Origin of the sequence: Streptomyces sp. NBC_00568 (assembly GCF_026341855.1) — a bacterium.
Taxonomy (GTDB): domain Bacteria; phylum Actinomycetota; class Actinomycetes; order Streptomycetales; family Streptomycetaceae; genus Streptomyces.
In genome coordinates this window covers 6,238,575-6,250,789 of the sequence record NZ_JAPENW010000001.1, presented here as the reverse complement: position 1 = coordinate 6,250,789, position 12,215 = coordinate 6,238,575, and the positions used below count along the sequence as shown (strand labels likewise).

8 protein-coding genes, 1 pseudogene and 1 riboswitch are annotated in these 12,215 nt (G+C 70.5%); of the genes and pseudogenes, 4 read left to right on the top strand and 5 right to left on the bottom strand.

Annotation, left to right across the window (positions count from 1 at the left end; translation table 11 throughout):
* Positions 1–51 precede the first annotated feature (51 nt).
* The gene (locus tag OOK38_RS27160) at positions 52–855 is read right to left on the bottom strand and encodes a CPBP family intramembrane glutamic endopeptidase (protein WP_266756262.1); all 804 of its coding nucleotides are present in this window, start codon (positions 853–855) and stop codon (positions 52–54) included.
* A 185-nt stretch (positions 856–1,040) separates the two neighbouring features.
* Between OOK38_RS27160 and OOK38_RS27155 the strand changes: the two genes are divergently transcribed.
* On the top strand, positions 1,041–2,810 hold the full coding sequence (locus OOK38_RS27155; protein WP_266756264.1) for a substrate-binding and VWA domain-containing protein: 1,770 nt from the start codon (positions 1,041–1,043) through the stop codon (positions 2,808–2,810).
* 150 nt (positions 2,811–2,960) lie between these two features.
* Here OOK38_RS27155 and OOK38_RS27150 read toward each other — a convergent pair whose 3' ends face one another.
* Complete coding sequence (locus OOK38_RS27150; protein ID WP_266756266.1) at positions 2,961–4,478, bottom strand: glutamate--cysteine ligase; 1,518 nt, start codon at positions 4,476–4,478, stop codon at positions 2,961–2,963.
* Between the two features lie 541 nt (positions 4,479–5,019).
* Between OOK38_RS27150 and OOK38_RS27145 the strand changes: the two genes are divergently transcribed.
* The gene (locus tag OOK38_RS27145; protein WP_266756267.1) at positions 5,020–5,604 is read left to right on the top strand and encodes a hypothetical protein; all 585 of its coding nucleotides are present in this window, start codon (positions 5,020–5,022) and stop codon (positions 5,602–5,604) included.
* 378 nt (positions 5,605–5,982) lie between these two features.
* A complete protein-coding gene (locus tag OOK38_RS27140; RefSeq protein WP_323178830.1) occupies positions 5,983–6,189 on the top strand; it encodes a DUF5999 family protein in 207 nt (68 codons plus the stop codon).
* A gap of 135 nt (positions 6,190–6,324) precedes the next feature.
* Here OOK38_RS27140 and gcvP read toward each other — a convergent pair whose 3' ends face one another.
* A complete protein-coding gene (gene gcvP / locus OOK38_RS27135) occupies positions 6,325–9,210 on the bottom strand; it encodes an aminomethyl-transferring glycine dehydrogenase (RefSeq protein ID WP_266756270.1) in 2,886 nt (961 codons plus the stop codon).
* Positions 9,211–9,387: 177 nt separating this feature from the next.
* Positions 9,388–9,483: riboswitch (glycine riboswitch) on the bottom strand.
* A gap of 114 nt (positions 9,484–9,597) precedes the next feature.
* Here gcvP and OOK38_RS27130 point away from each other — a divergent pair.
* Positions 9,598–9,969 (top strand): PRC-barrel domain-containing protein, encoded by a 372-nt coding sequence (locus OOK38_RS27130; RefSeq protein WP_266756272.1) that lies wholly within the window; start codon positions 9,598–9,600, stop codon positions 9,967–9,969.
* On the opposite strand, the gene OOK38_RS27125 is transcribed toward OOK38_RS27130, so the two are convergent.
* Both OOK38_RS27125 and OOK38_RS27120 read right to left on the bottom strand, forming a co-directional pair.
* Positions 9,891–11,414 carry a DNA polymerase IV gene (locus tag OOK38_RS27125; protein WP_266756274.1) on the bottom strand — a complete coding sequence of 508 codons (1,524 nt, stop codon included), beginning with the start codon at positions 11,412–11,414 and terminating at the stop codon, positions 9,891–9,893. The two genes, OOK38_RS27130 and OOK38_RS27125, sit on opposite strands and share 79 nt — an antisense overlap.
* Before the next feature lie 74 nt (positions 11,415–11,488).
* Positions 11,489–12,007: pseudogene (locus OOK38_RS27120) on the bottom strand (MerR family transcriptional regulator).
* Positions 12,008–12,215 lie beyond the last annotated feature (208 nt).

The following is a 12,215-nucleotide window of genomic DNA, read 5'->3' as shown; positions in this document are numbered from 1 at the left end:
ATGGTCGTACGCCCCTTCGCGATCCGTCGAGATCAGGTCCCGTTGCTCGGCTCACGCCGTCGGGAGCCACCCCACCTTGCCCGCGAGCAGCGCGTACCCCACGAAGGCCCCGATGTCGAGCAGCGAGTGCGCGACCACCAGCGGCCCGACCCGGCCCCAACGCCGGTACAGCCAGACGAAGACCACGCCCATCGCCATGTTGCCGACGAACCCGCCGATGCCCTGGTAGAGGTGGTACGAGCCGCGCAGCACCGCGCTCGCCATCAGCGCGGTCCCCGGCGTCCAGCCCAACTGCCCGAGCCGGCGCAGCAGATACCCGACGACGATGACCTCCTCCAGCACGGCGTTCTGCACGGCCGAGAGGATCAGCACCGGGAACTTCCACCACACGTCCGGCAACGCCTCGGGCACCACCGTGAGGTTGGCGCCGAACCCGCGTGCCGCCAGATAGAAGGCGATCCCCGTACTGCCGATCACCGCCGCGACCACGGCACCCCGCCCGAGGTCCGGCCAGGGACGCGTCCGGTCGAAGCCGATCACCCGCATGCCCTTGCCCTCGCGCATCAGCAGGTGCGCGACGAGCGCGACCGGCACCAGGGCCGACGCGATGCCGAAGAGCTGCCAGGCCAGATCGAGCCAGGGACGGCCCGGTGCCGCCGAGGCGTTGAGGGTGGCCGCCTGGTCCTTGAGACCCCCCGGTTTGGTGACCGATCCGACAAAACTGATCAGCGCGGACACTCCGCTCGCGCCGAGCGACAGCGCCAGGACGAGCAGCGTCTCGTCCCGGAGAATCCGTCGTGTCAGCCCCTCCGTCCCCGGAATGGAATCCCCCACCGACCCAGCCTCCACCTGCACTCCCGCCTCCAGTTGGGTAATCCCGCCTCATCCCCATCTTCGCCCCGCTAGGGTCTCGAAAGAAGTTGCGAAGATCGTGCGCGACAGGCCGTTGGGGGGCGGGCGCCGTACGGCGCGTACTTCCCCCTTGCCTGTTCTACGGCTCTCTCACGGCTCAGGCCTCACCCGGGAGGAACATCACCGTCATGGGACGTCACAGCTTGCCCGACGCGCACCGGGCGGGCACCGCCGACCCCCGGACCCGCGCACGCCGCCGGAATGTGGCCGTCGCGACGGCGCTCGTCCTCACCGTCGCCGGGGGCGCGGCCGCCGCCGTCCGCGGGGGGCTGCTCTCCTTCGAGGGCTCCTGCCAGGACGACGCCGTGCACATCGAGGTGGTCGCCTCGCCGGACATCGCGCCGGCACTCAGGGCCACCGCCGAGGACGCCCGCGAGAAGAACATCACCTCCGACGGCCGCTGTCTCGACGTCAGGGTGAGGGCGCGCGAGTCCTACAAGGTCGCCGACGAACTCCGGTCGGGCAAGAAGACCGACGCGCAGGTCTGGGTCCCGGACTCCGGCGTGTGGGTGCAGCGCGTCGCCGAGTCCAGCACCGCGACGCAGGTCACCGGCGCGGGCAACGTCGCCTCCTCACCGATCGGCGTCGCCATGGTCCCCTCGGCCGCCAAGGCACTGGGCTGGCCCAGGAAGACATACACCTGGACCGAGCTGGCCGGGTCGACGACGGCGGACGAAGCGCTCAGGCTGGGCACGGCCGATCCCGCCCACAGCTCGACGGGACTGCTCGCGCTCACCCGGCTCAGCGCGGCCGCCGCCCGGGGCAAGGGCGGGGACACCCAGGCTGCCGCCATGGCGAAGACCCTCTCGCGGCGCACGTCCGACAGCGACACCCAGGTCCTGGACACCCTGCTCCGCGACTCCTCCGGCACCGGTCGGAGCGATGCCGGGCGCAATCAGGCGCTGATCCTCTCCGAGCAGGCGGCGTTCACCCACAACGCCTCGCGGAGCGCCGGCGCCGGCCTCGACCTCTTCTACCCCGAGGACGGCGCGCCGCTCCTCGACTACCCGTACACACTGGTCGACAACCCAGGGCTGAGCACGGACGAGAGCCGTGCGGCCCTGCGGTTCATGACGCTGCTCGAGGAGCCGGCACCTCGGCAGTTCCTGCGCCTGTTCGGCTTCCGCACGGACGCGGAGAACCCGTCGGACACGCTGGTCACCGAGGCGGGCGGGAGCTCTCCGCAGCCGTACGCGCGCGTCCTGACCGGACCGTCGTCGGCGGAGGCCGTGCAGGAGGCCCTCGGCATGTGGACGATCACGGTGGAGAACGCCCGGATGACCACGGTCGTCGACGCCTCCGCCTCCATGTCCGAGCTGGTACCGGGCAGCGACCGCTCCCGCATGGAGGTCACCAGGACGGCCCTGCTCCAGGCGCTCGCCACGTTCACCCCCGAGGACGAGATCGGGCTGTGGAAGTTCTCCACGAAGCTCGACGGCGACAAGGACTACCGTGTGCTCGTGCCGACCGGGCGGCTCGGCGACGGCAAGGGCGCCGCCACCCAGCACGCGAAGCTGTCGGCGGCCTTCAGGTCCCTCAAGCCGGTCCCGGACGGGGACACCGGTCTGTACGACACCACACTCGCCGCGTACAAGGCGGCCGTCGCCTCCTACGCCAAGGGCCGGTTCAACGCGGTGGTCGTCCTCACGGACGGGGTCAACAAGGACCCCGGCAGCATCTCCCGGTCCGAGCTCGTGGCCGAACTGCGGAAACTGGCCGACCCGGAACGCCCGGTGGCGCTGATCGCGATCGCGGTGGGCCCCGACACCGACAAGCGGGAGGTCGATCAGATCGCCAAGGCGACCGGCGGCTCCGGCCAGCGGGTCAACGAGCCCTCGCAGATCCACTCGGCGATGCTCAAGGCGATCGTGGCGGCAGGCGCGAACAACCCGACCTGACGACCACTCGGCCTCCGCCCGGCCCCGCGGACAGAGTCGCCGGCACGCGACGGCCACCCAGGACGCCGGCCCCGGACCGACCCTCGGTACCGGCTCCGGCGTCCCCGCGTCCCCGCGTCAGCCGGGGGGGCACCGGCACACCGCCCCGCGTCACCCCAGCGGAACCGGCTCGGGCAGGCCCACCGGCCAGGTGTGCACCGGCTCCCCGAGATGCATCAGCTCGCCGTACCTCCGCGTCGTGGCGGCCAGCGCGGCATCCCGCCCGAGCCCCTTTTCCAGGGCCCGGTGGAAGGTGGCCGCCTGCCAGGTCGCGCCGTTGACGCGCAGCCGGCACCGGTCCTCGATCACGCCCAGGTAGAAGTCCCGGTCGGCCGGCTCGACACCCCACGCGTCGAGCCCCGCGGCCGCGAGCGGCAGCAGCTCGTCGCGGATCAGGTTCGCGGCGTCCACCTGCGTGGTTCCGCCGTAACGGCCGCGCCGCGGCCACTCCAGGCGCGCGTCGATGCCGTACCGGCAGGCCGCGTCGAAATTGGCGGCGGCCGCCTCGAAGGACAGCCGTGTCCATACCGGTCGCGGCTCCTCGGCGAGCGCGCGGACCAGCCCGTAGTAGAAGGCGGCGTTGGCGATGACGTCGGTGACGGTCGGACCGGCGGGCAGCACCCGATTCTCGACGCGCAGATGCGGGACGCCGTCGGCGATGCCGTACACGGGCCGGTTCCAGCGGTACACCGTGCCGTTGTGCAGCACCAGTTCGGCGAGCTTGGGTACGCCCCCGGCGTCGAGGACACCGATGGGGTCCTCCTCGTCGCAGATGGGCAGCAGCGGCGGGAAGAACCGCAGATTCTCCTCGAAGAGGTCGTACGCCGAGGTGACCCACCGCTCGCCGAACCAGGTGCGCGGTCTGACGCCCTGCGCCTGAAGTTCCGGTGGCCGGGTGTCGGTGGACTGCTGGAAGAGCGGTGGCCTCGACTCCCGCCACAGCTCGTGCCCGAACAGGAACGGCGAGTTGGCTCCGACCGCGACCTGCGGGGCGGCGACCGCCTGCGCGGCGTTCCACACATCCGCGAAACGGCCCGGCGTGACCTGGAGATGCAACTGCACCGAGGTGCAGGCGGCCTCGGGCGCGATGGACGCCGACCTGCAGACCAGGCGCTCGACACCGTCGATGTCGAGCTCGAAGTCCTCTCCGCGCGCGGCGACGATCTGGTCGTTGAGCAGCGTGTAGCGGTCGACGTCCGAGAGGTTCGAGGACACCAGGTCGTCCTGGCCGAGCGTCGGCAGGATTCCGATCATCACGATTCCGGCGTCGACCTCGCTGGCTTTCCGATGGGCATACGCGAGCGAAGTGCGGATCTCCTCGGCGAGCCGGTCGAATACCCGGCCGCCCAGGCGGTGTGGGGCTATGTTGACTTCCAGGTTGAACATGGCGAGTTCTGTTTGGAAATCGCGGCTCGCAATCCTTTCGAGTACTTGGGCATTCATCATCCTCGGCATGCCGTCGGGGCCTGCGAGATTCAATTCGATCTCCAGACCCATCAGGTTCTTCGGGCGATCGAACCGCTTCTCCCCCAGCAGTCGCTCCAGCCCCGTCAGACACTGCCGGAGCTTGTCGCGGTAGTGCTGCCGATCGGACAGGCCGAACGTCCCTGCCACGACCTTCTCCCCCATCGAAGTGTCCCTCCTCGGATGGGCAGGCCGATGATCCGGCCCTGGCGTCCCGGGTCACGGGGGATGATGCCCAGGCAACGCGATCCATAACGTCCCGTGCGCGCTCTTCGACCGCTACGCTGGACCCCGGTCCCCGGGCACATTCACCGGGCATGAAGCAATACGCAAGTTTACCGCCCGACATGATCTCGTGAAAAACGCCGACGAGAATCGGCCGACCGCTACGGCGAGGTATTCCGAGGTCACCGCGGTTCGAGCGCGCAGAATCGGGATGAACTCCTCATTTCATCGACCGAATAGCGACTTGTTCTTCATATTCGGGACGACTAGACGAAACACCGTCTGAACACGCGTCGTATAAACTCCGCTACCGAGGCAGAGAGTTGGCGCTCGCGGTCCTAGGCCCTGTCGTCTCGGTGACGGCGACAGGCGACAACCTGTCGGCAGATCCAGACCCCTCGCCCCTCTGACCCGAGAGCTGACAGCGCCGTCCGCCCCCGCCCTCGCGCCACTGTGCCTGTCGAATGAGAGGCGACCCACCATGCCGCTGCACGTACCCCCGGCTCCCGCGCCCGCCCTGCGCACCGTTCTCACGGCACTCGGTTCCCCCACCGCTGTCCGCGAAGCCCGTACCCCGTCCCTGCGCCTGGCCCAGGGACCCGCCACTCCCGAACTCCCGCTGCCCGTCCACGTCCTGGACCGCATCACTCCCGAGGGCGCCTCCACCACCCGGCTCGCGGGATGGCGCTTCCTGATCCGCTGCGGCGAGCGCGCGGTGGCCGCGGCCGACACCATGCTGACTCCGGACGGCTGGGCGTTCTCACGCTTCTTCGAGGGCCCCTACATCGCCGCGACGGAACACGCCGTGCGGCAGGCCGAGACCATGCAACAGCCCTACCAGGCGCGCCTGTTGTCCGTACCCGAGCTGTACATGCTCACCCTCTGGCTGCACGGCGACTGCACGGCGGACGGCGCCACCGGCCATCCGGCCGCCACCGACCTCCTGGTCCCGCTCGCACCCGCCCCGCCCGGCATCGCCGCACACCGTCCGCACCGCGTCGCCGAACTGCTGCCGGTCCTCACCCACCGGGTCACCCCCGGGCCCCTGCTCAGCTCACCCGCCTGAGCCCCGACATCCCCCGTGCCCCGCCGCCGTCACCCGGCCGCGGGGCACGTCGCTGTCGCGAGCGGGAATTGCCGCTCGCTCGTTAGGGCCCCGTAGCGCTCGTACGAGGGAAAACGCGCTCCGGGCCCGACCTGACTAGCCCTATTCGGCCACCTCGAACCACCCAAAAGGGCAGTGCAGTTGAGGTGAACCCTCCGCTCGGGTGACGCGTCATGAACCTGTGAGAAGCGGTGCCCGCAAATCCCTGCGGATTCACGCCCGTGGGGCAACACTGGGTTCCGGACCACACACCAACGGGGGGCGGCCATGAGCACTTCAAGCCGCACGACAGACACCACTGCCATCACTCACGACTCGACCCAGCGAAAGATCCCATCCATGTGCCAGCACCAGCCGCCGTGTCCCTCAGCCGAATCAGCCGACCGGGAGTCCGCCCGCCTTGTGGCGCACCACCCGGAGCAGGGATGGAGCCTGCTGTGCAACGGCGTTCTGCTCTTCGAGGACACCGGTGAGCTCCTGCCGGACGGCCAGATCATCGCCCCGCACCGCCCGCTGGGCGGCGCACCGGTGATGACGGCCGCCTGAGCCGCACGACCCGGGCGGCCGTGACAGGCCGCCCAGACACACGAGGGGCCGGCCCGGAGACGTACTCTCCGAACCGGCCCCGACGCATGTCCGAGGGTGATCACTCCCCGTAGGCGTCCACGTGCCGAGCGCTGATCAGTCCTCGTAGGCGTCCAGCGGCGGGCAGGAGCAGACGAGGTTGCGGTCGCCGTACGCCTGGTCGATGCGGCGCACCGGCGGCCAGTACTTGTCGGCGGCCGAGACACCGGCCGGGAAGACGGCCTCCTCGCGGCTGTACGGGTGCTCCCAGTCGCCGCCGAGCGCGGCGGCGGTGTGCGGCGCCCCGCGCAGCGGGTTGTCGTCCACGGCCCACTCGCCCGAACCGACCCTCTCGATCTCCGCGCGGATCGCGATCATCGCGTCGCAGAACCGGTCGACCTCGCCCAGGTCCTCGGACTCGGTCGGCTCGATCATCAGCGTGCCGGCCACCGGGAACGACATCGTCGGCGCGTGGAAGCCGTAGTCGATCAGGCGCTTGGCGATGTCGTCGACGCTGACGCCGGTCGCCTTGGTGAGGGGGCGCAGGTCGATGATGCACTCGTGCGCGACCAGGCCACCGGGGCCGGTGTACAGCACCGGGAAGTGCGGCTCCAGGCGCTTGGCGATGTAGTTCGCGGAGAGCACGGCCACCTGCGTGGCGCGCTTGAGGCCCTCGCCGCCCATCAGGCGGACGTACGACCAGGAGATGGGCAGGATGCCCGCGGAGCCCCAGGGAGCGGCCGAGATCGGGCCGACACCGGTCTCCGGACCGGCCTCCGGCTGAAGCGGGTGGTTCGGCAGGTACGGCGCCAGGTGCGCGCGCACACCGACCGGACCGACGCCCGGACCGCCGCCGCCGTGCGGGATGCAGAAGGTCTTGTGCAGGTTCAGGTGCGAGACGTCGCCGCCGAAGTGGCCCGGCTTGGCGAGGCCCACCAGGGCGTTGAGGTTGGCGCCGTCGACGTAGACCTGGCCGCCGGCCTCGTGCACCTGGGCGCAGATGTCGGCGACGTGCTCCTCGAACACCCCGTGCGTCGAGGGGTACGTGATCATCAGGACCGACAGCTCGTCGCGGTACTGCTCGATCTTGGCCCGCAGGTCCTCGACGTCGATCTCGCCGTCGTCCGCGGTCTTCACGACGACGACCTTCATGCCGGCCATCACGGCGCTGGCGGCGTTGGTGCCGTGCGCGGAGGACGGGATCAGGCAGACGGTGCGCTGGTCGTCACCGTTGGCGCGGTGGTAGCCGCGGACGGCCAGCAGACCGGCCAGCTCGCCCTGCGAACCGGCGTTGGGCTGGAGCGACACCTTGTCGTAGCCGGTGACCTCGGCGAGCTGGTCCTCCAGCTCGTGGATGAGCGTCAGGTAACCGCGCGCCTGCTCGGCGGGCACGAAGGGGTGCAGCTGCCCGAACTCGGGCCAGGTGACCGGCTCCATCTCGGTGGTCGCGTTGAGCTTCATCGTGCAGGAGCCCAGCGGGATCATGCCGCGGTCGAGCGCGTAGTCGCGGTCGGAGAGCCTGCGCAGGTAGCGCAGCATCGCCGTCTCGGAGCGGTGGTCGTGGAACACGGGGTGCGTGAGGTACTCGTCGGTGCGCAGCAGCGCGGCCGGCAGGGTGTCCTCGGCGCTCGCGTCCAGCGCCTCGACGTCGCCCTCGACACCGAACGCGGTCCACACGGCGGCGAGCTGCTCGCGCGTGGTCGTCTCGTCGCACGAGATCGACACATGGTCGGCGTCGACGGGGTGGAGGTTGACGCCGTGGTCGCGGGCGGCGGCCACTATCTCGGCGGCGCGGCCCGGGACCCGGACGGTGAGCGTGTCGAAGTACGCACCGTGCACGATCTCGACGCCGCCGGCGGTGAGACCCGCGGCCAGGAGGGTGGCGTAGCGGTGGGTACGCCGCGCGATGGTCCGCAGGCCGTCGGGGCCGTGGTAGACGGCGTACATACCGGCCATCACGGCGAGCAGGACCTGAGCCGTACAGATGTTGCTGGTCGCCTTCTCACGGCGGATGTGCTGCTCACGCGTCTGCAGGGCGAGGCGGTACGCCTTGTGCCCGTCGGCGTCCACGGACACACCGACCAGCCGGCCGGGGAGGCTGCGCGCGAACTTCTCGCGCACCGCCATGTAACCGGCGTGCGGTCCGCCGAAGCCCATCGGCACACCGAAGCGCTGCGTCGTACCGACCGCGATGTCCGCGTCGAGCTCGCCGGGCGAGGTCAGCAGGGTCAGGGCGAGCAGATCGGCGGCGACGGTGACGACCGCGCCCAGCCCGTGCGCCTGCTCGATGATCGGCTTGATGTCGCGTACGGCACCGGAGGCACCCGGGTACTGGATCAGCACGCCGTTGATCTCGCGCCCGGCCAGGTCGGCCGGGATGCCCTCGCCGAGGTCGGCGACGACGACCTCGACACCGGTCGGCTCGGCGCGGGTCTCGATGACGGCGATGGTCTGCGGCAGCGCGTCCGCGTCGACCAGGAAGAGGCCCTTCTTGTTCTTGCCCATACGGCGGGACAGCGCCATCGCCTCGGCGGCGGCGGTGCCCTCGTCGAGCAGCGAGGCACCGGACGTCGGCAGTCCGGTCAGCTCGGCGACGACGGTCTGGAAGTTCAGCAGCGCCTCGAGACGGCCCTGCGAGATCTCCGGCTGGTACGGCGTGTACGCGGTGTACCAGGCCGGGTTCTCCATGACGTTGCGCAGGATCACCGGCGGCGTGAACGTGCCGTAGTAACCGAGGCCGATCATCGAGCCGAGCACCTGGTTGCGGTCCGCGAGGGAGCGGAGCTCGGCCAGTACCTCGGCCTCGGTGCGCGCGGCCGGCAGCTTCAGGGCCTCGACGTTCTTGATCACGTCCGGCACCGCGGCGGCCGTCAGCTCGTCGAGCGAGCCGTATCCGACGTGCGCGAGCATCTTGGCCCGTGCTTCGGAGTCGGGCCCGATGTGACGCTGCTCGAAGGGGATTCCCTGTTCGAGCTCGGAGAGCGAAATGCGAGGGGCGGTCATGGCGGAGGCCTCCTGGTCTGACGCGACCTTCGAGGGGCACCCCGGCACGGGTACCCCGACGGCCTCCCCCTCTGTCATCTCAACCTGAGAGTTTCACCGGAGCGTCCTTGGACGGTCCGGCTTTCACCGTCGGTGAGAGCGGAGGCCATCGGCACCCGCCCTGCTTTCCAGAGTGACCTCGTCCGTGCGGTACGTGAGCCTGAGAGATTCCGGGGAGGATTTGCTCCTTCGGCGCCTCCGGTGAAGTCTGGAGGACTCTCCCGCACGGGATCAGCAGCCGTCTGCCAGCCTACCAGCGAGGACAAGACACGAGCTTCGAGTGGCCGCCTTCCCTAATGTGCTCTTTTGTAGTACTTACGGATGAGTTTGCGACCACGTGGAGGGACCGTGCAGACCGACATCGATCCGCGCAACCTGATCGGCCGCAAGGCGTTCGACAGCAACGGCACCAAGATCGGCACGATCGACGAGGTCTACCTCGACGACGCGACCGGGGTCCCGGAGTGGGCGGCCATACGCACCGGCCTGTTCAGCAGGGACGCCTTCGTTCCCCTGGAGCCGAGCGAAGTCGTCGAGGGGACCCTGCGCATTCCCTTCGAACGCGCCCTGATCAAGGACGCCCCCGACTTCGGTGTCGGACGTCACCTCTCCCCCGAACAGGAACTCCAGCTCTACCACCACTACGGTCTCGACGTGGCAGCCCCTCCCCCGCCGCCGGACCGGGACTTCGGCCGACTCGCGGGCACGGACGACGCCTGAGACCCAGGGTCCGGATCCTGTGTCCCGGCTTCCGACGCCCCCGGCCCGGAACCGGCCGGCGACTCGTCGGCCGTCTCGGGTCTTCGCTCCACCAGAGGCAGCGGATCCGCCGGTTCCAGCCGCGGATCGTCCGTCCGGAACGTCCGCACCCGCCCGGGCTCGGAGTACGGCGTCTCGAACCGGACCGTGACCCGCCCCAGCCCGCTCCCCTGCACCCATCCGTGCCCGTGCTCGGCGTGCCGCACGTCGTGCCCCGAGGGCCACCGCCGCTCGGCCGGCGCCTCCTCCTCCGCTGCGGCACCTTCCGCCGGCTCGTCCGCCGGATGTTCCTCGGCCGTCGGCTCGGCGGCAGAGGCCTGGACCTGGGCTTGGGCTTGGGCCTGCGCGAACAGATCCTCCTGCGTGTAGTCGGCGAGCCCGGAGACGCCGACCCCCAGCAGACGTACGCCTCCGGTCGTGTCCACGCCCTCCAGCAGCCGCGCGGCGGCCTCCCGCACGACTCCGACATCGTCCGTGGGCCCCCGCAGCGTCTCTGACCGGGTCAGCGTCGAGAAGTCGTACCTGCGCACCTTCAGCACGATCGTCCGCCCCGACAGTCCGGCCCCGCGCAGCCGCCGCACACACCGGTCCGCGAGCCGCGCCACCTCCCGCCCCACCCGGACCCGGTCGTGGATGTCCACGTCGTACGTGTCCTCGACCGACACCGACTTGGTCTCCCGCTCGGCCACCACGGGCCGGTCGTCGTGGGCCAGCGCCATCGCGAACAGCGCGTGCCCGTGAGCCTTCCCCAGCAGGCGTACGAGCTCGTCCTCACCCGCCTCGGCGAGTTCCTCGACGGTGGTGATGCCCGCCCGCCGCAGATGGTCGCCGGTCGCCGGCCCCACACCCGGCAGCGTCCGCACCGACATCGGTCCCAGCATCGCGCGCTCGGTGCCCGGCTCGATCAGCACGAGACCGTCGGGCTTGGCCTGCTCCGAGGCGATCTTCGCCAGCATCTTGGAGGCGGCCAGCCCCACCGACCCCGTGAGCCCCGTGACCGCCCGGATGTCCGCGCGCAGCTTGGCACCGGCCAGCCGCGCCGAGGCGTCGTCCCAGGCCGTCCCGCCCGCCTCCAGGTCCACGAACGCCTCGTCCAGGCTCAGCGGCTCCACCAGCGGCGACAGGGCCCGCAGCAGGCCCATCACCTGCTCGCTGACCTCCCGGTAGAGCCCGAAGCGCGGCACGAGATAGGCGGCGTTCGGAGCGCGCCGCCGTGCCTGGGCCATGGGCATCGCCGAGTTCACCCCGAAGACGCGGGCCTCGTACGAGGCCGTGGCGACGACCCCACGTGGTCCGAGTCCGCCCACGACGACGGCTTTCCCGCGCAGGCTCGGCTTGGACGCCTGCTCCGCCGAGGCGAAGAAGGCATCCATGTCGAGATGCAGGATCGTGGGCGCGGTTCTCACATGTCCGATGCTGCCCTACGCCACTGACAATGCCCCGGCACGCCGGGGCATCACGTCATCGAAGGTCCCACGCGTCACACCGCGCGGTTGCGTCTCCGCGCCAGTTCGTCCGCGGGATTGTGCCCGAGGAGCGTCTCACCAGTGTCCACACGCTCTCCGTGCAGCTGCGACAGGGCGCCCTCGACGTCCCGCCACACGACGCCCACGGCGATCCCGAAGACCCCCTGGCCGCCCTGCAGCAACGCGTGGACCTCGTCGGGCGAGGTGCACTCGTAGACCGTCGCACCGTCGCTCATCAGCGTCATGCGCCCCAGGTCCTGGAAGCCGCGCTCCCTCAGGTGCTGGACCGTGGTGCGGATGTTCTGCAGCGACACCCCGGTGTCGAGGAACCGCTTGACGATCTTCAGGACCACCACGTCCCGGAAGCTGTAGAGACGCTGCGTCCCCGACCCGTAGGCGGGACGCACACTGGGCTCGACCAGCCCGGTCCGCGCCCAGTAGTCCAGCTACCGGTAGGTGATGCCCGCGGCGGCGCACGCCGTGGGTCCCCGGTAACCGACCTCCTCGGGAACAGCCTCTCCCTCGCCGGGCACTGCCGTCGGCCGCCGCGGAACCTGATCGGCCGCGCCGCCATGATGAGGGTGCCCCCTGCTCGAGTCGAGCCGAGAGCTTGGGGGAGGGTACGGGCCGCTCTCCCCCAGACCGCGTCCGGGGGCACCCCCAGCCGTACCGTCGCCGCTGCTTCTCACGCCGACCTCCGTCCTTGACCTGCCTTCTCGACGGTAGGCAGTCACCAGGGGC

Coding starts and splice junctions, on each gene's coding strand:
- OOK38_RS27155 (WP_266756264.1), top strand. CDS start 1,041: ATGGGACGTCACAGCTTGCCCGACGCGCACCGGGCGGGCACCGCCGAC.
- OOK38_RS27150 (WP_266756266.1), bottom strand. CDS start 4,478: ATGGGGGAGAAGGTCGTGGCAGGGACGTTCGGCCTGTCCGATCGGCAG.
- OOK38_RS27145 (WP_266756267.1), top strand. CDS start 5,020: ATGCCGCTGCACGTACCCCCGGCTCCCGCGCCCGCCCTGCGCACCGTT.
- OOK38_RS27140 (WP_323178830.1), top strand. CDS start 5,983: ATGTGCCAGCACCAGCCGCCGTGTCCCTCAGCCGAATCAGCCGACCGG.
- gcvP (WP_266756270.1), bottom strand. CDS start 9,210: ATGACCGCCCCTCGCATTTCGCTCTCCGAGCTCGAACAGGGAATCCCC.